Genomic DNA, 23743 nt, shown 5'->3' on the forward strand with positions numbered 1-23743 from the left:
CGCAGCGGAAGAGAGACATCTTGCACAGCTCAATCCCCCACCCCAGCCGCCGCACCGCACTCGTCCTGGGCGCAGCCGCGACCGCGACCGCCGCGCTGGCAACCACCGCGCCCCCCGCCGCCGCGGCGGCGACCACGCCGGACATCGGCAAGGCGCTCGCAGAGCTGGAGCGGTCCCACAACGGCCGCCTCGGCGTCTACGCCCGCAACACCGTCACCGGCAGAACCGTGCGGTACCGCGCGGACGAGACGTTCCCGATGTGTTCGGTCTTCAAGACCCTCGCCGCCGCGGCCGTCCTGCGGGACCTCGACCGGAGCGGCGAGTTCCTGAACCTCGTGATCCGGTACACCGAGCAGGACCTCACGGACGCCGGCGGCTCCCCCGTGACGGGCCGCCCGGAGAACCTCGCCAACGGCATGACCGTCGCCGCGCTGTGCCACGCGGCCATGGCCCACAGCGACAACGCCGCGGCGAACCTGCTGCTCCGTGAGCTGGGCGGGCCGACCGCGATCACCCGTTTCTGCCGCTCGATCGGGGACCCCGTCACCCGCCTCGACCGGTATGAGCCCGCGCTGAACTCGGCCGAGCCGTGGCGTACGACGGACCTCACCAGCCCCGCCGCCGCCGGGCGGACGTACGAGAAGCTCGCCCTGGGGGACGCGCTCGTGGCCCGGGACCGGCGGCAGCTGACCGAGTGGCTGCTGGCGAACACCACCAGCACGAATCGTTTCCGCAAGGGCCTGCCCGCGGACTGGGCGCTCGGCGACAAGACGGGCACGGGCAAGTACGGCACGACCAACGACGTGGGCATCGCCTGGACGCCGGACGGGGCGCCGGTCGTGCTGTCGGTCCTGTCCACCAAGCCCGACCAGGACGCCCCGATGGACGAGGCACTCGTCGCCGAGACGGCCGGACTCCTGGCGGCGGCACTGGGCTAGCCCCGGCTCCCGACGGACCGACCCGTACGAACCGGTCGGTCCCAAGGGGCCGGTCGCTCCCAAGGGGCCGGTTCCTACGAGCCGGTTCCTACGGTCGCCAGAGCGGATGCTCCCGCTCGGCCCACTCCCGGCTGACCGAGCCCGTCCGCAGTCCCCGCCGGGACTCCGGGAGGGCGAGGGCCATCCCGATGTGTCCCGCGAGGACGATGCCGATGGCCAGCGCGAGCCAGTCGTGGACGAAGGTCGCACTCGTGCGCCAGACCAGCGGGGCGAGGTGGGTGAACCACATCAGCAGCCCCGTGCCGACCATGACCAGGACGGCCCCGGCGATCCAGGCCGCGTACGTCTTCTGTCCGGCGTTGAACTTCCCGGCCGGCCGGGACTCCGGCCGGGCATCCCGCCGCAGCGCCGAGCGCAGCCAGACCTTGTCGTGCGGGCCGAAGCGGTTGAGCAACCGCAGGTCCGCCCGGAAGGCGCGCGAGACGAGCCCGGCGAGGACGGGCACCGGGAGCAGCAGCCCGGACCACTCGTGCAGCCGCACGACCAGCTCCCGGCGGCCGACGAGTTCGGCGAGCTGGGGCAGGTAGAGGCAGCCCGCGGTCAGCACGCACACCCCCATCAGGAGGGCCGTGACGCGGTGCACCCAGCGTTCGGCGGGCGTGAAGCGGCGGACCCGCAGCGCCCCCGCGAGGCGCTCTCCAGCCTCGGAAGCAGCCTCCGGTGCCTTGGAGGCGTCGGTCTCAGGTGGTCTCATCGTCACGTCCGTTCGACCGGCCGACCCAGGCGTCCACGTCGTACCCCCGCTCTTCCCAGTAGCCGGGGCGGACGTCCGGAGTGACGGTGATGCCGGAGAGCCACTTCGCCGACTTGTAGAAGTACATGGGGGCCACGTAGAGGCGGACGGGGCCGCCGTGGGCGTGGTTGATGTCCTTGTCCTGCATGCGCAGGGCGACCAGGACGTCGGCGCGGCGGGCCTGGTCCAGCGTCAGGCTCTCCGAGTACGCCCCGTCGAAGCAGGTGAAGCGCACCGCCCCGGCCGAGGCACGCACGCCCGCGGCGTCCAGCAGCCGGGACAGGCGCACCCCTTCGAAGGGGGTGTCGGGCACCCGCCACCCCGTGACGCACTGCACGTCCCGGACCATCCGCGTCTGCGGCAGGGCGCGCAGGTCGGACAGGGTGTACGTGCCGGGGTGGTCGACCAGTCCGTCGATCTTCAGGCGGTAGGAGTCCTCGTCCTTGTGCGGGACGGAGGAGGTGACGGAGTAGTAGCGGAAGCCGCCGCCGTTGGGGAGCAGGCCGGTCAGACCGGTGGGGTCCTTGTCGGCGGCGCCGCCGAGGAAGGATTCGAGGCCGCGCTGGAGGGTGGGTGCGGTGACCACGCCCAGGGCGCCCAGTCCGAGCATCCCGAGCATGAGTCGCCGCCCCACAGGGGTGCCGCTCCCCTCCGGATCCGACGCTGTCGGTGATTCCGTGTTCACCAACTGATTCGAGCACCCCGGGCCGCCGGAAGCCAGCGGCCCGGGGTGCTCGTCAGCGTTCCGTAATGACTTCTCACACGTTTCTCAGGACGGTACCTGGCGGCACGGCCGGGCACCGGGTCCTGCGGAACCGGACCTCTCAGCCGTCGGACCCCGCCGCCTTGTCCAGCTGGAACGCCTCGTTGCCGAGCCCGATGCCGGCGTACGCCTCGGGCTTGCGGGTGCGCAGGAACAGGCCCTGGACGACGCCCGCGGCGGCGGCCAGCACGATGACGCCCGGCAGCAGCCGGCTCAGCGAGGAGCCGGGTCCCGCGCCCACCAGGACGTCGAAGTCCTTGATCGTGTAGAGCGCGATGACGAGGAGCGAGACTCCCGCGATCACCGAGCAGGCCAGGCGCCGGGCCTGGGCGCGCCCGGCGCCCCGGCGGACGAAGAAGACGACGACGGAGAGCGAGGCGACGGCCATCAGCACGATGACGCCGAGCGCGCCGACGTTGCCCATCCAGGTGAAGAGGTGCAGGACGGGCGCGGTCGGGTCGCCGACCGGCTTGTCGTCGGCGACGGCGAACGCCACGACGGTCACCACGGCGACGGCCGACTGGAGCAGTGAGCCCGTGCCGGGGGCGCCGCTCGCGCCCGTCGTCCGGCCGAAGGCGGCGGGCAGCAGTCCTTCGCGGCCCATGGCGAAGGCGTACCGGGCGACGACGTTGTGGAAGCTGAGCATCGCGGCGAACATGCCGGTCACGAACAGCACATGGAGCACATCGGTGAACGTGTCACCGAGCCGTGACTCGGTGAGGAGGAACAGCAGTCCCGCGCTCTGCTTCTGAGCGGCGCCCACGATCCCGGAGGGGCCCGCGGCGACGGTCAGCGCCCAGGAGCTGAGTGCGAAGAACACGGCGACGAAGCCGATGGCGAGGAACATCACGCGCGGGACCAGGATGTGCGGGCGGCTGGTCTCCTCCGCGTACACGGGGGCCTGCTCGAAGCCGAGGAACGCGGCGACGCAGAAGCAGAGCGCGGTGCCGAGGCCCGCCCCGCTCAGGGTGTCCGGGTTGAAGGCGTGCAGCGACAGGCCCTCCCTGGCGGGGTCGGCGACGGCCGCGATGTCGAAGATCACGACGAGGGCGACCTCGATCAGGAGCAGCACCCCGAGCACGCGCGCGTTGACGTCGATCTTCAGCCAGCCGAGGGTGCCGACGAGGACGGCGGCCAGCAACGCCGGTATCCACCAGGCGAGTTCGATGTCGAGGTAGGTGGCGAACAGGCCGGACACCTCGAAGCCGAAGATGCCGTAGATGCCGACCTGGAGCGCGTTGTAGGCCACCAGCGCGACCGCCGCGGCGCCCGAGCCCGCGAGGCCGCCGAGTCCTCGGGAGATGTACGCGTAGAAGGCGCCGGCGTTGTGGACGTGGCGGCTCATCTCGGCGTATCCGACGCTGAAGAGGACGAGCACGACGCCGAGCAGGACGAAGAGCAGGGGCTGCCCGACGATGCCCATCACCGCGAATGTTGTGGGCATGACACCCGCGACCACCATGAGGGGGGCGGTCGCCGCGAGGACGGAGAGCAGCAGGCCTCCCGTACCGAGCCGGTCGGAACGCAGGGCCCGGTCCTGGCCCTTGAAGGTGCTGATGCCGCTTCCGGCGGCGGCCGGTCTGCTCGTGCCCGTCGTCATGGCGTGATCGTCCTTTCGGTCGGCAGGCTGCTGCCTGGCTGGGGGGCTGAGTCGCTGGGTCGCTGGGTCGCTGGGTCGCTGGGTCGCTGGGTCGCTGGGTCGCTGGGTCGCTGGGTCGCTGGATGGCTCACCGGGGATCGTTCAGACCGCGCCGAGCACGCTGTCGCGTGCGGCGCGGAAGGCCTGGTGCGGGTCCCGGCCGGGGTACGACCAGGGCACCGGGGTCACGTGCGGTCCGATGCGGTGGAACAGGGCGGCGGCCTCGGCGCCCCGGCCCTCGCAGAACTTGGCGTGGCCGAGGAAGTTGAGGTCGAGCCGGCTGCGCGGATGGTCGTCGCGCTCCCACTCCAGCCACCAGTCGAAGGCCGACGTCATCACCTGGCGCGCCCGGCGCCCGCCCCAGTGCCCGGAGGCGACCGGGTCGGGCGGTTCGCTGCCGGCCGCGGCCAGGACGCGATAGCGCTCGGCGTGCGCGACGACGGGCAGGATCGCCAGCGGTGAGTCGGCGGGCGCCTGTTCGGCGGACCAGGTCGCGAAGTCGTAGACCTCGTGCAGCGGGTCCTGCCCGGCCTCGGGGCGTCGCTCGGCGAGCCTGGCCACCATCAGGTGGTGGGCGTGGTGATGGTCGGGACAGCGGTGGCGGACCTCGTCGAAGAGCCGGACCACGTCCTGGTCGGCGCCCAGGACGCACTCCAGCATCAGCAGTCCGAGCCAGGGCGTGGGGTCGGCGGGCAGCGCCCCGGCGGCGGTACGGCAGGCCTCGCGCGCCGCGGTCGGCTTCTCCTTGCCGTTCAGCGCGCGTTGCACGGCGGCGACGGCGAGCAGCACGGCGGCGTCCGGCGACTCGGGTTCGGCGAGCTGCCAGTCGCGGGCCCAGGCGAGGGTGCCGCTCTCCAGCGCGAGGGTCGTGACGCGGTGGCCCCGGCGGTCCCAGTCGTCACCGGTCGCGGCCAGCAGGGCCCGTACGGCCGTCCATCGCCCCTGGGCCAACGCGGCGCGGGCGGCGACGAGTTCGGTGTCGTCCAGTGCGGCGTCGAAGGGCTGGACCGCCCGCCTGCGGGCGCGGCCGAGGGGCGGCGGAGGTGGGGACACCGCGGGACTCCCTCGCAAGACGCGGATAGGCATGGCTGTGGCGTGGGGCCGGTCTGTTCCGTGCGGTCGGCCGACCGGTCGGCCGGCCTTCGGCATGTACTGGTTCTGTCAGCGACCGGTCACGGACAGCCAACCCCTCACGACGGGTTCGCGTCAAGGCCCGCCGACCGCTGACACGCGTCAACACGGCGTCGGGCAGAGCGAGTTGAGCCGCACCGCGAGCCCGGCCGACCGGCCGGCAGTCCGATCGTCGGTCCCGTCGTCGGTCCCGTCGTCGAGTCCGGCCCGTCAGTCCACGGCCTTCGCCGCGGCTCGTCCCGCCGTGCGCCCGGAGAACAGGCAGCCGCCCAGGAACGTCCCTTCGAGGGCCCGGTAGCCATGCACTCCGCCGCCGCCGAAACCGGCCGCCTCCCCTGCCGCGTAGACCCCGGACAGCGGGTCGCCGCCCTCGGTCAGCACCTGCGAGGAGAGGTCGGTCTCCAGGCCGCCGAGTGTCTTGCGGGTGAGGATGTTGAGGCGCACGGCGACGAGCGGGCCCGCCTTGGGGTCCAGGATGCGGTGCGGGGTCGCCGTGCGGGTCAGCCGGTCGCCGAGGTAGGCGCGGGAGCCGCGGACGGCCATCACCTGGAGGTCCTTGGTGAAGGGGTTGGCGATCTCGCGGTCGCGCGCGGTGATCACGCGGCGCAGCTCCGCCTCGTCGATGAGCGGCTCCTTGGTGAGCGCGTTCATCCCGCGGACGAGTGCGCCGAGGTCCTTCTCGACGACGAAGTCGGCGCCCTTGTCCATGAACGCCTTCACCGGCCCCGGCACCTCGGCGCGGGCCCGCTGGAAGACGCCCTTGACGGACTTGCCGGTGAAGTCGGGGTTCTGCTCGGAGCCGGAGAGCGCGAACTCCTTGCCGATGATCTTCTGGTCGAGCACGAACCACGTGTAGTCGTACCCCGTGGACATGATGTGCTCCAGCGTGCCGAGCGTGTCGAAGCCCGGGAACAGCGGTACGGGGAGCCGGTTGCCGCGGGCGTCCAGCCAGAGCGAGGACGGGCCGGGCAGGATGCGGATGCCGTGCTTGTCCCAGATGGGGTTCCAGTTCTGGATGCCCTCGGTGTAGTGCCACATGCGGTCGCGGTTGATGAAGTGCGCGCCCGCGTCCTCCGCGACCCCGAGCATCCGGCCGTCCACGTGCGCGGGCACCCCGGAGATCATCCGCTCGGGCGGGGCGCCGAGGCGCGCGGGCCAGTTGGCGCGTACGAGTTCGTGGTTGCCGCCGATCCCGCCGGAGGTGACGATCACCGCCTGGGCCCGCAGCTCGAAGGCACCGGCGACCGCCCGGCCGCTGGCCCGGCCGCGCTCGACGCCCGACGGCTCCAGGATCTCGCCGCTCACGGTGTCGACCGCGCCCGCACTGCGCGACAGACCCGTCACGCGGTGGCGGAACCTCAGCTGTACGAGGCCTCGCGCCACGCCCTCGCGGACCCGCCGCTCGAAGGGGGCGACGACACCGGGGCCCGTACCCCAGGTGATGTGGAAACGGGGCACGGAGTTGCCGTGGCCGTTCGCGTCGTAGCCGCCGCGCTCGGCCCAGCTGACCACCGGGAACCAGCGCATGCCCTGCTGGTGCAGCCAGCTCCGCTTCTCACCGGCCGCGAAGTCGACGTACGCCTCGGCCCACTTGCGCGGCCAGTGGTCCTCCGGACGGTCGAAGGCCGCGGTGCCCATCCAGTCCTGGAGGGCCAGCGCGCGGCCGTCCCGAATGCGCATCCGGCGCTGCTCGGGCGAGTCCACGAAGAACAGGCCGCCGAACGACCAGTGCGCCTGGCCGCCGATGGACTGCTCCGGCTCCTGGTCGAGGAGGATCACCTTGCGCCCCGCGTCGACGAGTTCCGCGGTCGCCGCGAGCCCGGCGAGCCCGGCTCCGATCACGATCACATCTGCGTCGTACGCCATGAGCGGGTCCTCCTGGGGCTTGTTACCGACCGGTCGTTACCGGTCGGTCAGATCCTTGGGCAACGGAGTGACTCAGTCAACTGCCCGGTCGCGGGTACTCGGGCTACAGTCGATCGCAACCACACCCCGCCCCGTCACCGTCCGAAGTCTTGAGGTACGCAGCGTGTCGGTCCTGGTTCTCGTCCTCGCCGTCGGCGCGGCCTGCTGTCTGGGCGTCGGTTTCGTCCTCCAGCAGAACGCGGCGTCGCACGCTCCCCTGGGCGACTTCCTCTCCCCCCGGCTGCTCCTCGACCTCGTGAAGGTGCCGCGCTGGCTGGGCGGCATCGGGTTCATGGCGGTGGGCATGGTGCTCGGCGCGGTCGCGCTGGCGCACGGCGAGGTGTCCCTCGTCGAACCGCTGCTCGCCACGAACCTGCTCTTCGCGCTCGTCCTCTCCCGGCGCCAGACCCGTCAGCCGCTCGGCCGGCAGGGCTGGGGCGGGCTCCTGCTGCTGGCCGGCGGGGTGACGGCCTTCATCGTGGCCGGACAGCCGCGGGGCGGCGACGCGATCTCCGACCCGGTACGGCACTGGCTGATCGTCGGCGTGATGGTGGGCCTCGCGCTGCTGCTCACCGCGTACGCCAAACGGACCCGGCTCAGCTCGGGACCGGCGCTGGGGGTGGCGGCGGGCCTGCTCTACGGGGTGCAGGACGCGTTCACGCGGGTGAGCGGACAGCGCTTCTCCGACGGTGGCTGGGTGGCACTCGCCACCGGGTGGCAGGTGTACGCGGTCGTCGCCCTCGGGATCACGGGGCTCGTGCTCGTGCAGAGCGCCTTCGAGACCGCGCCGCTGCGGATGTCGCTGCCCGCGCTCACCGCCGCCCAGCCGCTCGCCGGGATCGTGTGCGGGGTGGGCTTCCTCGGTGACCGGCTGCGGGCCGACACCGGGGCGCTGACCTGGGAGGCCGCCGGACTGGCCGGCATCGTGGCGGGGGTCGTCCTGCTGGGACTGCATCCCGCGATGCCGAACGGGGTGGCGCTCAAGGAGCGGCTGCGGGATCTGCAGCCCCGCTGACGGCTCACCGGCCGGGGCGGGCCGCTGGTGGGCCGCGACGGGCCGCCGGTCGACTGTCGGCGGACATCCTGCGGGCTGCCGGTGGGCTGCTTTGATGGCCGGATGACTTCCGCTGACGAGATTCTTGACGTCGTCGACGAGCACGACGAGGTGGTGGGCCGGGCCCGGCGCGGGGACGTGTACGCGCGCGGGCTGCGGCACCGGTGCGCGTTCATCCAGGTCACGGACGCGCGGGGGCGCCTGTTCGTGCACCGGCGCACATCGACGAAGCTGGTGTTCCCCTCCCTGTACGACCTGTTCGTCGGCGGGGTCGTGGGGGCGGGCGAGAGCTACGACGAGGCGGCGTTGCGGGAGGCCGAGGAGGAGCTGGGGGTGTCCGGGCTGGCCCGGCCGTCCTTCCTGTTCAAGTTCCTGTACGACGACGGGGCCGGGAAGAGCTGGTGGTCGGCCGTGTACGAGGTGCGGTGCGAGGTGCCCGTACGGCCGCAGGCGGAGGAGGTCGCCTGGCACGCGTTCCTGCCGGAGGAGGAGGTGCGGGAGCGGTTGGCCGAGTGGGAGTTCGTGCCGGACGGGCTGGCGGCGTATGCGCGGCTGCGGGCGTTCCGCGGAAGCCCGCGCCGTTCCGCGCGCCCCTGAAGGGCACTCCAAAGGGCACTCCTGAAGGGAGGCCCCGCAGGGGCCCTGGGGGACATGAGCGGGCCGGTAGGGTCGTGTGTGTGATCGAGTTTGTGCGGAACGTCCGGTTGTGGTTCGCGCCTGCGCGGATCGAGGACGAAGGGGTCACCCCGGACTACCGGTTCTCGTTGGCGAACGAGCGGACGTTCCTGGCGTGGCTGCGGACCTCCCTCGCGCTGATCGGCGGCGGTTTCGCCGTGGACCAGTTCCTGCCGGATCTGCGGTGGGCGTGGCGGGCCGGGCTCGCCCTCGGACTGCTGGCCGCGGGAGTGCTGTGCGCGCTGCGGTCGGTGAACCACTGGGTGCGCTGCGAGCGCGCGATGCGCCGGGGCGAGGACCTGCCGGTGTCCCGGTTCCCGGCCCTGCTGAGCATCGGCGTGGCCCTGGTGGCCCTCGCGATGGTGGTGGTCGTGCTGGCGGGGTGGGAGTCGTGACGGTGGACGCCGGCGGGCCCACGGTCCGGGACCCGGGACTCCAGCCGGAACGCACCCGGCTGGCCTGGCGGCGGACGACACTCGCGGCGACCGTGGCCGCCGTACTCGCCGGGAAGTCGGCGCTGCGCGAAGGGCCGGACGTGACCGCGCTGCTGGTGTGCGCGCTGTGCTGCGGGCTGTGGCTGGGCTTCCTCGCGGTGGCACACCGCCGGATCCGCGCCCTGTCCGGGAGCGTGCCCCCGACGGCGTTGACCCCGGGACATGCGAGCACCGCGGCCCTGTGCACGATCGCACTCGCCGCCTGCGCGACGGCACTGGTCTTCTGAGAACCGCCCCTCACCGAGACGCCCATCACGTTTCGTCCGCCCACTGGACGGCATACCGACCGGTCGGCATCATATGGGGGAGCCCTGATCCCCGCCTACGGAGGCAACACGATGAGTCCAGACCACCCGCCAGGTCTCGATCTCGACCGGCTGCGCGGCCTGCTCGACAGCGAGCGCCCCGGGCTGGTCGACGGCCCGCTGACCGGCCGGCTGATCGAGGGCGGACGGTCGAACCTCACGTACGCGGTCACGGACGGCACCTCCCGGTGGGTCGTGCGCCGGCCGCCGCTCGGGCACGTCCTGGCCACCGCGCACGACATGAAGCGCGAGCACCGGGTGATCAGCGCGCTGCACCCGACCGCCGTACCCGTGCCGCGGACCCTGCTGCTGTGCGAGGACGTCGAGGTGCTGGGCGCGCCGTTCTACGTCATGGACTTCGTGGAGGGCACGCCCTACCGGACCGCCGAGCAGCTCGCCCCGCTCGGCCCGGAGCGCACGCGCGGCGCGGTGCTCGGCCTCGTCGACACCCTGGTCGAGCTGCACGCCGTGGACCCCGCCGAAGTGGGCCTCGCCGACTTCGGCCGGCCCGAGGGCTTCCTGGACCGGCAACTGCGCCGCTGGGGAAAGCAGTTGGACGCCTCCCGCAACCGCGAGCTGGCCGGGATCGACGAACTGCACGCCGCCCTCGGCCGCGAACTGCCGCACTCCCCCGCCGCCACCGTCGTGCACGGCGACTACCGCCTCGACAACGTGCTGATCGGCGAGGACGACCGGATCAGGGCGATCCTCGACTGGGAGATGTCCACGCTGGGCGACCCGCTCACCGACCTGGGCCTGCTGGTCATGTACAGCATCCCGCTGGGCCTGCCCGACTCCCCCGTCTCCACCACCGCGACGGCCGCCGGGCACCCGTCACCGGCCGAGCTGATCGAGCGGTACGCCGCGCGCTCGGGGCGCGACGTGTCCGCCGTCGCCTGGTACACGGCGTTCGCCTGGTTCAAGCTCGCCGTGATCCTGGAGGGCATCCACTACCGCTACACGCTCGGCCAGACCGTCGGCGCGGGCTTCGACCAAATCGGCGACCTGGTGCCCGTGTTCATCGAGCACGGCCTGACCACCCTTCAGGAAGGCTGACCGCATCATGGACTTCGCGTTCGACGCACGCACCGAGGAACTGCGCGCCAAGCTGCTCGCCTTCATGGACGAGTACGTCTATCCGGCGGAGGAAGTGGCCCACGAGCAGCGCCAGTTGCTGGCCTCGCCGTGGGACACCCCGGCCGTCGTCGAGGAGTTGAAGGCCGAGGCCCGCCGTCAGGGGCTGTGGAACCTCTTCCTGCCGGACTCGGAGTACGGGGCCGGGCTGACGAACCTCCAGTACGCGCCGCTCGCCGAGATCACCGGCCGCTCCCCGCAGCTGGCGCCCACCGCGCTGAACTGCGCGGCGCCCGACACCGGCAACATGGAGGTGCTCAGCCAGTTCGGGGACGAGCAGCAGCGCAAGCAGTGGCTGGAGCCGCTGCTCGCCGGTGAGATCCGGTCGGCGTTCGCGATGACCGAGCCGGAGGTGGCCTCCTCGGACGCCACCAACATCACCACGCTGATCGAGCGGGCCACCGACCCGGCGTCCGGTACCGACGAGTACGTCGTCACCGGCCGCAAGTGGTACATCTCCGGGGCCATGAACCCCGACTGCAAGATCTTCATCGTGATGGGCAAGACGGACCCCGGCGGCTCCGACATCCGCCGTCAGCAGTCGATGATCCTGGTGCCGCGCGACACCCCAGGCGTCGAGGTGAAGCGCGCGATGCAGGTGTACGGCTACGAGGACCACTCCCACGGGGGCCACGCAGAGGTCGTCTTCCACGGGGCGCGGGTGCCGGTCGCGAACCTCATCGGCGAGGAGGGCGGCGGCTTCGCCATCGCCCAGGCGCGGCTCGGGCCCGGCCGTATCCACCACTGCATGCGGCTGATCGGCATGGCCGAGCGGGCGATCGAGCTGATGTGCCGGCGCGCGGTCTCCCGCGAGGCGTTCGGCAAGTCGCTGGCCCAGCAGGGGGTCGTCCACAACTGGATCGCGGACGCGCGGGTCGCCGTCGAGCAGCTGCGGCTGCTGGTCCTGAAGACCGCCTGGATGATGGACACGGTGGGCAACAAGGGCGCGCACACGGAGATCCAGGCGATCAAGATCGCTACGCCTCGTACGGTGGTCGACATCATCGACAAGGCGATCCAGCTGCACGGTGCGGGGGGTGTGAGTCAGGACTTCCCGCTGGCCGAGCTGTGGGCGGGGGCTCGTACGCTGAAGTTGGCCGACGGGCCTGACGAGGTGCATCAGCGCTCGCTGGCGCGGCATGAGCTGAAGAGGTACGTCTGATCCTCTGGCGAGGGTGGGGTTTTCGCCCCCGCCCCCTACCCTCCCCCATCGCCACCGCATGGGGGCTGCGCCCCTCCCCCATTGCGCAGTTGCCCGCGCCCCCAGGCACCTGGGGGCGCGGGCAACTGCGCAGTCCTTTACGCCGCGGCCCTATGGGCGGAGTGCTCGAAGCAGGAGATCGGCGAGGTGGTCCGCCACCTCCTGCTGGGTGAGGGGACCGTCGGGGCGGTACCACGTGGACAGGTGGTGCACGGACCCGAAGTGGTAGTCGACGACGAGGTCCGCCGGGGTCTTCTTCGAGAAGACCCCCGCCTCCTGGCCCTCCTCGACCAGCGCGCGGAACCGCTCGTGGTACCGCCGCCGCTCGGCCCGTACCTGCTTGTTCTTCTCCGGGCTCAGATGGTGCATCGAGCGGAAGAAGATCGACGCGTCGTCGAGGTTGTCGATCGTCGTGACGACGACGTCGGCGGCGGCGCCCCGCAGCCGCTCCTCGACCGGCGCGTCGGCGTCCGCGAAGGAGTCGAGCCGCTCCTGCTGCACCCGCAGCACCCGCGCGTACACCTCGTGGAGCAGATCGTCCTTGGAACCGAAGTAGTGGTACAGCGCACCCTTGGTGACACCGGCCGCTTCGACGATCTCCTGGACCGAGGTGCGGTCGTAGCCGCGCTCGGCGAAGAGCCGGGTGGCGGCGGCCAGCAGCCGCCTCGGAACGGGCGTGCCGTCCCCGTCCGTCGTCCTGGGCACTGCCGCCACCTGCCTTCCAGTGTTCTTTGTGTTGTTCACGTGGTAGAGGCTGTTCAGGGCGCTCCGGTTGCCCGCCCGGCCCATTCACCCGCGATGTCCACTTCGTTTGCTTCGCCCGCGTTGTCCGCTCCGTCTACGGGATGTCGTGCGGACGGGAGCGCAGTTCCCTCCGGAGGATCTTCCCACTGGCCGTCTTCGGCAGCTCGGGCAGGATCTCCACCTGCCGCGGGTACTTGTAGGCGGCCAGTCTCTCCTTGCAGTACGCGGCGAGCGCGGCCGGGTCCTCCGCCGCGCCGGGCCGCAGGCTGATGTACGCCTTGACGGTCTCGCCGCGATATCCGTCGGGCACTCCGACGACGGCTGCCTCCCGCACGGCCGGGTGGGTGTAGAGGACGTCCTCGACCTCGCGCGGCCACACCTTGAAGCCGGACGCGTTGATCATGTCCTTCTTGCGGTCGACGACATAGAGCCAGCCCTGCGCGTCGATGAACCCGATGTCGCCGGTGCGCAGCTCCCCGTCCGGGAAGGTCTCCGCGGTGGCCTCGGGGCGCCGCCAGTAGCCGGGCACGACCTGCGGGCCGCGTACGAGGATCTCGCCCTGTTCCCCGAACGGCACCTCCTGGCCGTGGTCGTCGACGATGCGTACGGCCGTGTCGGGGCCCGGCAGGCCGACGGCGAGCGTCCCGGAGGCCGGGTCGACGGGCGCCTCCAGGTGCGGCGGCACCGAGGCGCAGGGCGCGGTGCACTCGGTCAGTCCGTAGCCGTTGCGGATGTAGGGGCCGAAGCCCGCCCGGAACTTCTCGACGAGCGCGGGCGGCAGCGGCGCGCCGCCGGACGAGATGGTCACGAAGGAGGAGAAGTGGTCCGGCGTCACGGACGGGTGGGCGGCCAGCGCCATGAAGGCCGTCGACGGGCCGACCGTGTAGTGCGGCCGGTGCTCGGCGAACGCGTCGAGGACGACGCCCGAGTCGAAGCGGTACGCGAGGACGAGCGTGCCCCCGCTGTCGAGGCACGCGAGGAACTGGCAGACCATTCCCGTGATGTGGAACAGCGGGGCCATCGCGAAGTACACGGGTGGCTCGGGCAGGTCCAGGCCCGTGCGCTGGCGTTCGGCGTTGTACATGACGTTGCCGTGCGTGTTGGTGGCTCCCTTGGGAGCGCCGCTCGTCCCGGAGGTGTAGCTGATCAGCGCGATGTCCGCCGGGCCGGGGTCGCGGTCGCCCGGGCCCGGGGCCTTGCGGCCGGCCTTGGCGACGGTCGTCAGGTCGTCGGCGTCCGGCGCCTGCGGCAGCCGCTCGAAGGTCAGCACGCGCGCGTCGTCGCGCGTCTGGAAGTCCAGTTCGCAGGCGGTCAGCACGATGCGTACGGGCGAGTCGGCGGCCGTGTCGCGCAGATACGACTCCCAGGCCCGGTCGGCGCAGATCAGCCCGGCGACCTCGCCGTCCCGCAGGACGTGGGCCACCTCGCCGGACTTGTACATGGGGTTGACGGGGACGACGGTCGCGCCGGCCTTCCAGGCGCCGAGGACGGCGAGGACGAAGAGCGGGCTGTTCTGCAGCAGGACGGCGACCCGGTCGCCGCGCTCAAGACCGCGTTCGGCGAGGTGGCCGGCGACCGAGTCGCTCAGCTCGTCCACCTCGCGGTAGCTGAGCCGTCCGTCGAAGTAGGCGAGGAAGGTGCGGTCGGGGGTCTCGGCGACGACCCGGCGCAGGGCGTGCACGGGCGAGTCGTCCGGGCTGACGGGTGCGCGCTGGGCCTCGTTCAGGAGGGCGACCCACGGCCGGCCCGCGTACAGGGAGGTGGTGGTCATCGGCCGTCGGCCTCCCACTTCTGCTGGATGTGGTTCATGTTCGTCAGCCAGCGCTCGGGATCGGCGGCGCGCGCCCGGTAGTACTCGGCCACCTCGGGGTGCGGCAGGATCAGGAAGCGGTCCTCCTCGATACCCGCGAAGAGGGCGTCCGCGACGGCCTCGGGCTCGATGGCGGTGGGCAGCAGGACGAGGTCGCCCGCGCTGCCGGTGCCCGCGAGCATGTCGGTGCGCACGCCCTGCGGACAGATCGCGTGCACCTTCAGACCGCGGTGGCGGTAGGTGAGGGAGAGCCACTCGGCGAAGGCGTACGCGCCGTGCTTGGTCACGCTGTATGGGGCCGCGCCGATCATGGTGAGCAGCCCGGCCGCCGAGACGGTGGAGACGAAACGGCCACTGCCGCGCTCCAGCCAGGCCGGGAGCAGTTCCTCGGCCGCACGGACGTGCGCCATCACGTTCACGTCCCAGGCGAGCTCCCAGACCCGCGCGGGGGCCGCCTCGGAGCCGCCCGAGGGCAGTCCGGCGTTGGCGCAGTAGACGTCGACGGTGCCGCCGAGTGCGTCCCGGGCGTCGACCACGATCGCGGAGGCGTCGCCCGGGACCGCGATCCCGCCGATCTCCTCGGCGACGGCCGCGGCCTTCACCGCGTCCAGGTCGTTGACCACGACCCGGGCTCCCGCGGCGGCGAACCGCCGGGCCAGCGCGGCCCCGATCCCCCCACCGGCCCCGGTGACGACCACTCCGGCATCCTGCATGGCTTCCACCATCGGTCTCCTTCGACACGACGACATCTCTGCACAGCAGCCACCAGACTAACCGGTCGGTATGCACCCGGGAAGGGCCCCAGTGAGGGCCCCGCAAGGGGCGCGGGGAACGGCGCAGTCTTCCGCCCTCCAGGGGCGCGGGGAACGGCGCAGTCTTCCGCCCTCCAGGGGCGCGGGGAACGGCGCAATCTTTTCGTCTTTGGGGGCGCGAGGAACGGCGCAAACTTCGCTTTCAAGAGCGCCACCCCGCCGCGATATGCGGCGCCGCAGCTTACGAACCCCCGGCGGAAGCCATACCGTGCACATGCCAACGCCAATGCCAATGCCACCCTTCCGCCCCCCGGAGGTCACATGCGCCGCCTGTCCAGACGAACCCTGCTCGCCGCCACCACGACCGCGGCGGCGATCTCCGCGGGCCCGCCGGCAACGGCGGCAACGGCAGCAACCGAGGCCGGCGCCACCCCGGAAACGGCGCCCCGCCGTTTCCGGACCGGCTTCGACCGGCTCGCCGCGACCGGCTACGCCCTCCTGGAAGGCAGGCGCGTCGGCGTCGTCACCAACCCGACGGGGATCACCGGGGACGCCCGCCACCTCGTGGACGTGATGCACGCCGACGACCGCGTGGACCTCGTCGCCGTCTTCGGCCCCGAGCACGGCTTCCGCGGCACCGCGCAGGCCGGCGGCTCGGAGGGCCGCTACGACGACCCGGCGACCGGCCTCCCCGTCTACGACACGTATCTGAAGAGCGGGCAGCCGCTGGCCGACATCTTCACGGCCTCGGGCGTGGACACGGTCGTCTTCGACATCCAGGACGCGGGCGCCCGCTTCTACACGTACATCTGGACCCTGTACGACTGCATGGACGCGGCCAGGATCGCGGGCAAGCGTTTCGTGGTGCTGGACCGGCCGAACCCGGTGACGGGCCGCGGCGCGTACGGACCCGTGCTGCACAAGGAGTTCGCGACGTTCGTCGGCCGGGAGCCGATCTCGCAGGCGCACGGGATGACCGTCGCGGAGCTGGCCCGGCTGTTCAACGGGGAGTTCCTGACGGAGCCGGTGCCCCTGGAGACCGTCCTGATGTCGGGCTGGCGGCGGTCGGACTTCTACGACGCGTCGGGGCTGCCCTGGGTGCCGCCGAGCCCGAACATGCCGACGCCCGACACCGCTCTCGTGTACTCGGGCACCTGTCTCTTCGAGGGCACGAACCTCTCGGAGGGGCGCGGCACGACCCGCCCGTTCGAGCTGCTCGGCGCGGAGGGCATCGACCGGCGGTGGGCCGCCGAGGCGGAGCAACTCGGGCTGCCCGGCGTGCACTTCAGGGAGGCGTACTTCGCGCCGACGTTCTCGAAGTTCCAGGGCAGGACGGTCGGCGGGGTGCAGCTCCACGTCCACGACCGCGCCGCGTACGACCCCGTACGCACCGGGATCGCGCTGCTGGTGACCGCCAAGGAGGTCTGGAGCGGGTTCGCCTGGCGGCCGGACAACTGGATCGACAAGCTGACGGGCTCCACGCTGGTGCGCACGATGATCGACGCGGGCGCGACGGCCGACGAGGTCGTGGCGGGCTGGCAGGACGAACTGGCGGCGTTCCGGCGCGTGCGCAAGGAGTACCTCCTGTACCGCTGAGGCGGTCCCTCCTGTACCGCTGAGGCACCTTGAGGCCGTCCGGGACGGCCCCGGGGGCACCGCAGGCAAGCCCTCCCCCGGCCGTCCGCGGCATCCCACCCGCATCGGATCCCCTATCCTGGAGCACCCGTTCCGGATCATCCGCCGAGACATGGGTTCGGGCTGGTCAGACTGGACGTGACCCTGGCCAACTCCCCCGGTCGGCGGGACGATTACGTGCACATCGCACGGGTTGCGGAGGCCGAAGGGGGCTTGTCATGGCGGATCTCGAAGTGGGCGTGACTCCCTACTGGGAGCTGACGTTCGACGCGGACGGCGATGTCGACGCGCGGCAGCGCGACCGGCTGCTCCGGGAGGTGGTGGACCGGGGCGTCAAGGACCTGATCGTGTTCGCGCACGGCTGGAACAACGACCACGCGATGGCCACCCGGCTCTACAGCCACTTCTTCGAACCCGTCCCCGCCCTCGCGCCGAACGCCCGCCTCGGCTACGTGGGCGTGCTGTGGCCGTCGATGCGGTTCGCCGACGAGCCGATCCCCGCCCTCGCGCGGAGCGTCGTCCCCGTGTCCGTGGGCCCGGCGCTGGACAAGGGCACCCGCGGCGCCCTGCTGACGGCCTTCCCCGGCCGGGCCACCCTGATCGACCAGATCGCTCGCATGCTCGACCAGCAGCCCGACGGCGAGAGCCTGCTGGAGGAGTACGGACGGCTGGTGCGGCTGCTCGTCGAGTTGCGGCCGGAGGCCCCCGGTGCCGCGTTCGCCGCGGACACCCTGCCGGACTCCGGGACCCCACCCGGGCCACCGCCCGGGCCTTCGGACGATCCGCGGATGTTCCTCGGGGACACCGCGCGGACCTGCCGGGAGTTCGCGCGGGCGCTGGCCGAGGACGCCGGCGCCGCGTCCGCGGGAGAGGGCGCGCAGGCCGCACCCCGCCTCGCGCGCGCCTGGGACGGCGCCCATGAACTGCTGCGCCAGGCCACGTACTTCGCGATGAAGCGCCGTGCGGGCTCGGTCGGCGAACGCGGGCTCGGCCGGATGGTCGGGCGGCTCGCGCAGACGGCGCCCGGGGTGCGGGTGCATCTCGTGGGGCACAGTTTCGGCGGGCGTCTGGTGTCGTTCGCGCTGCGGGGCCTGCCCAAGGGGGTGCGGACCGTGAAGTCCGTGACGCTGATCCAGGCGGCCTTCTCGCACTACGCGTTCGCGGCGAAGCTCCCGCAGGACGCCCGGCGGAGCGGTGTGCTGCGGGGCCAACAGGACCGGATCGACGGCCCGTTGGTGTGCTGCCACTCCCGCTTCGACTCGGCGCTCGGCACGGTCTATCCGCTGGCCTCGCGGACGGCGGACGACGACCGGGCGGCCACCGACATCGCCCTGCCCCGTCTGCTGGGCCCCAGATGGGGGGCGTTGGGCCACGACGGGGTGCAGGCGGTGTCCGGCACGAAGGCGTTCACGCTCGCCGACGCGCTGCGCACGACACTGCCCGCGTCGGGGTGCGTGAACATCGACGCGTCCGCGGTGGTGCGACGCGGCGGCGCCCCGGCGGGCGCCCACAGCGACATCTGCCACCCCGAACTGGCCCGGGTGGTCCTGGCGGCGGGCCGCATCCGCTGACCCGCCACCAGTACCCGCGTACTCACGTCACCGGCATGCACGTCACTCGCGTGTACGCCATCGGCGTGTACGTCACCGGTGTGTACGTCACCGGTGTGAGGTGAACTCCACGACCTGCTGGTAGGTCGGCCGGTTCTGCCAGCTGATCTTGCCGTGCTTGATGCCGCCCAGCGTCCGCTGGTTGACCGAGTCGGCGCACCACTGGTCGCCCGCCGAGCAGAGGTCGTCGCCGGGGTAGACCTGGGCGGCGGTCCGGCCGGCTGCGGTCCTGAGCGTGCTGATCAGGACGTCCCGGCAGGCGCCGAGGCTGCCGCCGCCGCAGTACGGCTTGGCGAGTCGGCCCTGCACGGACTCGCCGAGCACCGCCCGGATGTCCTTGTGGACGTAACTCCACCAGCCGTACTGGAAGGAGCTGCCGGCGTGCGACCCGGTGGGCCCGTGTCCCGCCGAGGGGGCCTCGTCCACCGGCAGGTTGGCCGTCATCGCGGTGTAGAGGTCGCTGCCGAGGCCGGGTTCGAACTCGGCCTTCACCAGCAGGGGCCACCAGGCGTCCAGGAGGCGGATCGCGTCGGCATCGGCATAGGCCTTCGAACCGGCGGAGGTCTCCTTGCGCTTGGCGCCCGCCGTGACCCAGTCGGACAGTTTCGTCACCGCCGCCGCGGCCGTCGTGTCGGTGACCGGCGAGCTTTTGACCACCTGTAGCAGCTTCGGCAGGACGTCCTCGGCGCGCAGGTCGGCCAGCGCCGCGTCGGCCATCGCCTTGGTGAGCGACGCCCTGGTCACCCCGCCCGCGGTCACCAGCTTCCTCACCCGGTCCTCCAGGAGGTTGCCGCGGTGGACGGAGCCGTTGCCCCAGGGGGCCGTGGTGTAGTCCTTGGCCTGTTTGTTGTTCCAGGAGATGTAGTAGTCCTGGTCGACGGAGTTCGGGTGGGCGGACGCCGGGGTGTAGTCGGCGGTGTTGGTCGCCGGCGTCCAGTTCCTCCACTCGTACGCCGTCTGCGCCCAGACCGGGAACTCGGCGTCGACGCCGGTGGCGCGTACGGGATTGTCGCCGCTGTTGTAGTAGGCGGTGTGCTCCGAGTCGGCGTAGAACCAGTTGAAGGTGTAGTTGATGTGCTGCACCGCCGCCTGGAAGGTCTGCGGGCTCTTCACGTAGTCCGGGTCGTTGAGCATCTGGAAGCCGATGATGGAGTCGGCCTCGTGCAGGTAGGAGGAGCGCAGGGTGGTGTACGCGACCTTCTTGCCGTCGACCGTGGCCCGATGGGTGACCGGGCCGTACTTGGTGCGCCAGACCTGCATGCGGTAGGAGCCCGCGGGGGTGCTGTCGGCGGTGGTGGGCTTCCAGGCGTTGGTCTGCTCGACCTTCTCCATCGCCGTGCAGGTGCCGCGGTACAGGTAGTGGGTGTCGTCCTGGCACAGCTCGACCGCGTAGGTGTCGATGATGTCCTGGCCGGAGGTGGTGGCGCTCCACGCGTAGTCCTGGCCGCGGCCGAGTTCGACGTACATGCTCAGGCCCGCGAAGGAGGCGCCGCGGGCGCTGAGGCCCGGTCCCTGGATCTCCTGGAGCATGAGCAGTTGTGGCGCGAAGTAGCCGGTCTGTGGTCCGAAGACCGCGATGGGGTGGCCGCTCGCGGTGGACTTCCCGCTCACGACGAGGGCGTTGGACATCCCGCGCCTCGCCGAGCTGAGGGCGCTCGCCGTCGCCGAGCGGGACGTGCCGGTGGCCGTCGCGGTGGCCGCGCTGCCGGTGCGGTCGTGGACCAGCGGCTCCTCGGTCACCGTGCCCGCGGTGGGCAGCGCGGCACCCTGCGGGGTGGCCGGTTTCGTGGCGTACGGGAAGCTCTCGCCGTTGTGGACGGTGAGGACGGCCTCGGGGTCGTTGCGCTCGCGGAAGGACTCCCAGACCTTGGTGCCCTCCTCAACGCCGTACTTGGACTGGGCGGCGAGCAGTGAGAGGGCGTTGTTGACCTCGCCGCCGCCCCCGGAGCCGAAGAGCGCGCCGATGACGGAGGCCAGGGCGACCAGGTCGGTCTCCTTGAAGTGTTCGATGGTCCCGGCGTTGGTGATCGAGTCCTTGTGGCCGGTCAGGACGTATTCGCCGGGGAAGTAGCGGCCGCTGTCCGAGGCGTCTATGTAGGAGTTGATGCCGGCGAGGTAGGCGCGGACGTCGGCGAGCGCCTGCTGGCCGCGCGCTCCGTTGTTCGCGACGGCACTGTCGATCTGCGCCTGCAGATCCGCCTCGGTGTACGGGGCGTGGCGCCAGAACTCCTGTTCCAGGCCCTGGTTGGAGGGGGCGCCGCCCGCGAAGGGGGTCAGTTTGCCGCGGCCGACGTGCCGGAAGACGTCCATCAGCCACAGGCGGTCCTGGGCGGCGGCGTAACCGGCGCCGAACTCCGTTCCGTAGCGGGTGGTGCCGGTGATGTGCGGCACGCCCGTCTTCTTGTCGCGGACGATCGTCACGTCGGTGCGTCCGGCGGGCTTCAGGGTGGACTCGACCTGGTCGGCGGGGACCCCGAACGAGGCGTCCCTGAAGAAATCATTAATTTTGGCGTCGGTGAGCGCGGAATAGCCGGACGCCAGATTGCCGTAGGGCGCCAGCTGGTCGTCCGCGTGGGCGGGCTGGGTACCGAAAGCCTGGTTGAGAAGGATCTGGGCGAGCGTCGCATTGCCGTTCTGACCTGCGGGGAGAATGTCCGAGCACTGGCTGCCGCAGTAGTCGTTCGCCGCGGCGACGGGGGTGTCGGCGGCGACCGCCTGGGAAAGCGGTGACAAAAGACCGGCAATGAGAACGCATACCGACGCCCCCATGAGGAACTTGGGGAATCTGCGGGGAGTTCTCAGTCTGTCGAGGATGGTGCGTGGGATACGCCGGGGCATGGCTGGCTCCTCACGACGGGGGTGGGCGGGATGTTACTGCCGGTATCCCCGGGTTAGAAGATGAACATGCGTCACTTTTGGCGCCGGAGGGGCCGCCCGAGCCCCGCCGAGGTCGCCGTCCATCACCGGACGACGGCCGGGAACGAGCCGGGAGACGGCCGACAACCGTCTTGCGGATGGCCGATATCCGGCTGATTGGCGGTTTTATGGCGGTCGCCGAAAAAGAGATGGAGCCGAATCGCGTGTCGATACGTCTATTCGGCGACGTCCTTACGACGACGCCGAAGTGACCGAAGTACAGGTGCAGGTGTGACGGAGGTGCAGGGCGATGGCGGGATTCCGCAGTCTGGCGAGACAGGTGCGCGACCCGAGGAGCGATCTGGCACTGCGGCGCTATTCACTGCGCAAGTGCCTTGAGCGGTTCGCTCCTTACGGTCACCGGGCGACCTGGGACCATCTGTGCTCCCGGGCCGGGTTCGACCCCGAGGACCGGTCCCCCGATCCGGTGCGGCTCGTGGCCGCGCTGGACGAACTGGAGGCGGCCCGTTCCGTCTGGCTCACCTACGAGGCCGGGTTCGCCCAGCGCCGCAAGAAGGAGAAGCACGACGGTCTGCGCAGCCCCGGCAGCGTGGACGACTGGCACCGCCTCACCTGGGGCGGCTTCGGGGTCGCCTGGTGCGACGACCCGGAGGTCCACCCCCATGAACCACTGGCCGAGGTGCTGCGCCGGCTGATCGCCGCCCTGGAGCGGGAGCCCGGCGCCGTCTGCCCCGTCTGCTCGGGCGAGCACCTCGTCTGGAAATACGATCTGGCCCACGAACCGTCCTCGGGACCGGTCTGCACGGCCTGCGGAATCGTGGTCCCCCGACCGGTCCTCACCCCCGAGGCGCTGGCGGAATGCCGCCGGGGACGCCTGCTCATGGCGGTCGCGGGGTAGCTCCACCGGGGGTGCGCCCAAGGAGCCGCACCCCCGGGTACGCGCTTACGGAACCTTGACGTCGGTGTGGATGGCCAGCTTGAACTCGGCGCACAGCAGCGGGGTGGAGAGCTTCGCGCCCCGCGCGCCGCGCACGGACACCTTCAGACCGACCGGGGTGTCCGGATGGACGAACATCTGCCACAGGTACGACCGGTACTGGCCGCCCCGGGTGGGCCCGCAGTCGGTGGTGGCCGTCGAGTTGTAGCCGGCCGCCGTGAGGTTCAGCGGATCGCGCACGAAGCGCGCCCGGTACTCAAGACCGGCGGCGTCCGCCTCCCAGAAGACCAGCGCGGACAGCACACCCCAGCCGTCGTGGCTCGGCCAGACGAGACCCGAGCGGGCGTCGGGGAACGCCGACGCGGCGCCCCCGCCCTTCCCCGGGTCGTGCATGTTCCAGCGGTCGTACTGCTCGTCGCCCGTGACGTACGGGAAGCGCACGAGGTGGTACCCGTCGCTGTCGTACGTGATGCGCTGGGCCCCCGTGTGCGCGGCTTCCCACTTGAGTGAGCAGATGGCCAGGCTCATCACCTGTTCCCCTTTCGATCTTTCGCTCTCCGGTTGTCGGTACGGCCTGGCACCATCGGGGCATGGTCCAGGTCTGTGTGAACGGGGGGCGCGGGTCCGGCGACGGGGCCCTCGTGCCGATGTCGCCGAAAGCGATGGCCGGCTCCGTGGCGGAAGCCGTCGCGGCCGGGGCGTCGGACGTCCATGTGCATCCCAAGTCCCCTTGTGGAGAAGACACACTGTCGGCGAAGGCGGTCGCGGCCACACTGGACGAAATCAGGACAAGAGTCACCGTTCCCGTCGGAGTGACCACCGGCGCCTGGGCCGAGCCCGATCCCGTGACCCGTGTCGCGCGCGTTCATGCGTGGAGCGTCCTGCCCGACCACGCCTCGGTCAACTGGCACGAGCCGGGCGCCGAGGAGGTCGCCGCGGCGCTCCTCGCGCGGGGCGTGGGCGTCGAGGCGGGCATCTGGTCCGGCACGGACGGGGCCGCGCGGTTCGCGGTCTCGCCGCTGGGGCCGCGGGTGCTGCGCGTCCTGGCGGAGGTGACGGACCCGGATCCGGCCTCGGCCGAGGACACGGCCCGCAGGCTGCTGACCGCCATCGGCGCCGCGCACGGCCGCCCGGTCCTGCTGCACGGCGAGGAGGGCGGCGCGTGGCCCGTGCTGGGTCTCGCCGCGCGCCTGGGCCTGGCGACCCGTATCGGCCTGGAGGACACCCTGCTCCTGCCGGACGGCCGGCGGGCGGCGTCCAACGCCCACTTGGTGACGGAGGCCCTGGCCCTGCTGGACTCCGCCGGGCCCGGCCGACGGCCGTGACGTCGGGAGCCGTGACGTCGG

General features: G+C 71.8%; 21 protein-coding genes. 11 read left to right on the top strand and 10 right to left on the bottom strand.

Features of this window, described 5'->3' with window-relative positions; all coding sequences use genetic code 11:
• The first annotated feature begins 20 nt into the window (after nucleotides 1-20).
• Nucleotides 21-938, top strand: coding sequence for a class A beta-lactamase (gene bla / locus K3769_RS06790; protein WP_282566116.1), 918 nt, complete (start codon nucleotides 21-23; stop codon nucleotides 936-938).
• A gap of 88 nt (nucleotides 939-1026) precedes the next feature.
• Here bla and K3769_RS06795 read toward each other — a convergent pair whose 3' ends face one another.
• From K3769_RS06795 to K3769_RS06815, 5 genes are all read right to left on the bottom strand, one after another.
• The gene (locus tag K3769_RS06795) at nucleotides 1027-1692 is read right to left on the bottom strand and encodes a cytochrome b/b6 domain-containing protein (RefSeq protein ID WP_267025538.1); all 666 of its coding nucleotides are present in this window, start codon (nucleotides 1690-1692) and stop codon (nucleotides 1027-1029) included.
• The gene (locus K3769_RS06800) at nucleotides 1679-2350 is read right to left on the bottom strand and encodes a molybdopterin-dependent oxidoreductase (protein WP_267031269.1); all 672 of its coding nucleotides are present in this window, start codon (nucleotides 2348-2350) and stop codon (nucleotides 1679-1681) included. Before K3769_RS06800 ends, K3769_RS06795 begins: the two co-directional genes overlap by 14 nt.
• A 205-nt stretch (nucleotides 2351-2555) precedes the next feature.
• Nucleotides 2556-4094: an APC family permease gene (locus K3769_RS06805; protein ID WP_267025539.1), complete on the bottom strand. Its 1539-nt coding sequence runs from the start codon at nucleotides 4092-4094 to the stop codon at nucleotides 2556-2558.
• 141 nt (nucleotides 4095-4235) lie between these two features.
• Entirely contained in the window at nucleotides 4236-5186 is a 951-nt protein-coding gene (locus K3769_RS06810; RefSeq protein WP_267025540.1) for an amino acid adenylation domain-containing protein, read from the bottom strand.
• Nucleotides 5187-5474: 288 nt separating this feature from the next.
• On the bottom strand, nucleotides 5475-7130 hold the full coding sequence (locus K3769_RS06815; protein WP_267025541.1) for an FAD-binding dehydrogenase: 1656 nt from the start codon (nucleotides 7128-7130) through the stop codon (nucleotides 5475-5477).
• 163 nt (nucleotides 7131-7293) lie between these two features.
• Between K3769_RS06815 and K3769_RS06820 the strand changes: the two genes are divergently transcribed.
• From K3769_RS06820 to K3769_RS06845, 6 genes are all read left to right on the top strand, one after another.
• Nucleotides 7294-8184: a DMT family transporter gene (locus K3769_RS06820; RefSeq protein WP_267025542.1), complete on the top strand. Its 891-nt coding sequence runs from the start codon at nucleotides 7294-7296 to the stop codon at nucleotides 8182-8184.
• 102 nt (nucleotides 8185-8286) lie between these two features.
• Complete coding sequence (locus tag K3769_RS06825) at nucleotides 8287-8820, top strand: NUDIX hydrolase (RefSeq protein WP_267025543.1); 534 nt, start codon at nucleotides 8287-8289, stop codon at nucleotides 8818-8820.
• An 80-nt stretch (nucleotides 8821-8900) separates the two neighbouring features.
• Nucleotides 8901-9293: a YidH family protein gene (locus K3769_RS06830; RefSeq protein WP_267025544.1), complete on the top strand. Its 393-nt coding sequence runs from the start codon at nucleotides 8901-8903 to the stop codon at nucleotides 9291-9293.
• A 2-nt stretch (nucleotides 9294-9295) separates the two neighbouring features.
• Nucleotides 9296-9619, top strand: a complete 324-nt coding sequence (locus K3769_RS06835) for a DUF202 domain-containing protein (RefSeq protein WP_267031270.1) — start codon at nucleotides 9296-9298, stop codon at nucleotides 9617-9619.
• A gap of 111 nt (nucleotides 9620-9730) precedes the next feature.
• Nucleotides 9731-10753 (top strand): phosphotransferase family protein, encoded by a 1023-nt coding sequence (locus tag K3769_RS06840; protein WP_267025545.1) that lies wholly within the window; start codon nucleotides 9731-9733, stop codon nucleotides 10751-10753.
• A gap of 7 nt (nucleotides 10754-10760) precedes the next feature.
• Nucleotides 10761-11993 (top strand): acyl-CoA dehydrogenase family protein, encoded by a 1233-nt coding sequence (locus K3769_RS06845; RefSeq protein ID WP_267025546.1) that lies wholly within the window; start codon nucleotides 10761-10763, stop codon nucleotides 11991-11993.
• A gap of 150 nt (nucleotides 11994-12143) precedes the next feature.
• Here K3769_RS06845 and K3769_RS06850 read toward each other — a convergent pair whose 3' ends face one another.
• The 3 genes from K3769_RS06850 to K3769_RS06860 all read right to left on the bottom strand — a co-directional run bounded on the left by K3769_RS06850 (nucleotide 12144) and on the right by K3769_RS06860 (nucleotide 15311).
• Nucleotides 12144-12737, bottom strand: coding sequence for a TetR/AcrR family transcriptional regulator (locus tag K3769_RS06850; RefSeq protein ID WP_267025547.1), 594 nt, complete (start codon nucleotides 12735-12737; stop codon nucleotides 12144-12146).
• A gap of 133 nt (nucleotides 12738-12870) precedes the next feature.
• A complete protein-coding gene (locus K3769_RS06855; protein ID WP_267025548.1) occupies nucleotides 12871-14547 on the bottom strand; it encodes a class I adenylate-forming enzyme family protein in 1677 nt (558 codons plus the stop codon).
• Nucleotides 14544-15311 (bottom strand): SDR family NAD(P)-dependent oxidoreductase, encoded by a 768-nt coding sequence (locus tag K3769_RS06860; RefSeq protein ID WP_267025549.1) that lies wholly within the window; start codon nucleotides 15309-15311, stop codon nucleotides 14544-14546. Before K3769_RS06860 ends, K3769_RS06855 begins: the two co-directional genes overlap by 4 nt.
• 348 nt (nucleotides 15312-15659) lie before the next feature.
• Here K3769_RS06860 and K3769_RS06865 point away from each other — a divergent pair, with 348 nt between their 5' ends.
• Both K3769_RS06865 and K3769_RS06870 read left to right on the top strand, forming a co-directional pair.
• Nucleotides 15660-16934 carry an exo-beta-N-acetylmuramidase NamZ family protein gene (locus K3769_RS06865; protein WP_267025550.1) on the top strand — a complete coding sequence of 425 codons (1275 nt, stop codon included), beginning with the start codon at nucleotides 15660-15662 and terminating at the stop codon, nucleotides 16932-16934.
• Nucleotides 16935-17191: 257 nt separating this feature from the next.
• Nucleotides 17192-18544, top strand: a complete 1353-nt coding sequence (locus K3769_RS06870) for an alpha/beta hydrolase (RefSeq protein WP_267025551.1) — start codon at nucleotides 17192-17194, stop codon at nucleotides 18542-18544.
• 87 nt (nucleotides 18545-18631) lie between these two features.
• Here K3769_RS06870 and K3769_RS06875 read toward each other — a convergent pair whose 3' ends face one another.
• Nucleotides 18632-21421: a penicillin acylase family protein gene (locus K3769_RS06875; RefSeq protein ID WP_267025552.1), complete on the bottom strand. Its 2790-nt coding sequence runs from the start codon at nucleotides 21419-21421 to the stop codon at nucleotides 18632-18634.
• Nucleotides 21422-21749: 328 nt separating this feature from the next.
• Here K3769_RS06875 and K3769_RS06880 point away from each other — a divergent pair, with 328 nt between their 5' ends.
• Nucleotides 21750-22358, top strand: a complete 609-nt coding sequence (locus tag K3769_RS06880) for a hypothetical protein (RefSeq protein ID WP_267025553.1) — start codon at nucleotides 21750-21752, stop codon at nucleotides 22356-22358.
• A 45-nt stretch (nucleotides 22359-22403) separates the two neighbouring features.
• On the opposite strand, the gene K3769_RS06885 is transcribed toward K3769_RS06880, so the two are convergent.
• A complete protein-coding gene (locus K3769_RS06885) occupies nucleotides 22404-22925 on the bottom strand; it encodes a hypothetical protein (RefSeq protein WP_267025554.1) in 522 nt (173 codons plus the stop codon).
• A gap of 62 nt (nucleotides 22926-22987) precedes the next feature.
• On the opposite strand from K3769_RS06885, the gene K3769_RS06890 reads away from it, so the two are divergent.
• Nucleotides 22988-23722, top strand: coding sequence for a 3-keto-5-aminohexanoate cleavage protein (locus tag K3769_RS06890; protein WP_267025555.1), 735 nt, complete (start codon nucleotides 22988-22990; stop codon nucleotides 23720-23722).
• Nucleotides 23723-23743: the final 21 nt, after the last annotated feature.

The organism is Streptomyces ortus, from assembly GCF_026341275.1.
Classification (GTDB): Bacteria; Actinomycetota; Actinomycetes; order Streptomycetales; family Streptomycetaceae; genus Streptomyces; species Streptomyces ortus.

Bases quoted from the DNA above. Each gene is read 5' to 3' on its own strand.
- K3769_RS06800 (WP_267031269.1), bottom strand. From the start codon at position 2,350: ATGCTCGGGATGCTCGGACTGGGCGCCCTGGGCGTGGTCACCGCACCC.
- K3769_RS06875 (WP_267025552.1), bottom strand. From the start codon at position 21,421: ATGCCCCGGCGTATCCCACGCACCATCCTCGACAGACTGAGAACTCCC.
- K3769_RS06825 (WP_267025543.1), top strand. From the start codon at position 8,287: ATGACTTCCGCTGACGAGATTCTTGACGTCGTCGACGAGCACGACGAG.
- K3769_RS06815 (WP_267025541.1), bottom strand. From the start codon at position 7,130: ATGGCGTACGACGCAGATGTGATCGTGATCGGAGCCGGGCTCGCCGGG.
- K3769_RS06795 (WP_267025538.1), bottom strand. From the start codon at position 1,692: ATGAGACCACCTGAGACCGACGCCTCCAAGGCACCGGAGGCTGCTTCC.
- K3769_RS06880 (WP_267025553.1), top strand. From the start codon at position 21,750: ATGGCGGGATTCCGCAGTCTGGCGAGACAGGTGCGCGACCCGAGGAGC.
- K3769_RS06870 (WP_267025551.1), top strand. From the start codon at position 17,192: ATGGCGGATCTCGAAGTGGGCGTGACTCCCTACTGGGAGCTGACGTTC.
- K3769_RS06840 (WP_267025545.1), top strand. From the start codon at position 9,731: ATGAGTCCAGACCACCCGCCAGGTCTCGATCTCGACCGGCTGCGCGGC.
- K3769_RS06855 (WP_267025548.1), bottom strand. From the start codon at position 14,547: ATGACCACCACCTCCCTGTACGCGGGCCGGCCGTGGGTCGCCCTCCTG.
- K3769_RS06865 (WP_267025550.1), top strand. From the start codon at position 15,660: ATGCGCCGCCTGTCCAGACGAACCCTGCTCGCCGCCACCACGACCGCG.
- K3769_RS06885 (WP_267025554.1), bottom strand. From the start codon at position 22,925: ATGAGCCTGGCCATCTGCTCACTCAAGTGGGAAGCCGCGCACACGGGG.
- K3769_RS06890 (WP_267025555.1), top strand. From the start codon at position 22,988: ATGGTCCAGGTCTGTGTGAACGGGGGGCGCGGGTCCGGCGACGGGGCC.
- K3769_RS06845 (WP_267025546.1), top strand. From the start codon at position 10,761: ATGGACTTCGCGTTCGACGCACGCACCGAGGAACTGCGCGCCAAGCTG.
- K3769_RS06805 (WP_267025539.1), bottom strand. From the start codon at position 4,094: ATGACGACGGGCACGAGCAGACCGGCCGCCGCCGGAAGCGGCATCAGC.
- K3769_RS06860 (WP_267025549.1), bottom strand. From the start codon at position 15,311: ATGGTGGAAGCCATGCAGGATGCCGGAGTGGTCGTCACCGGGGCCGGT.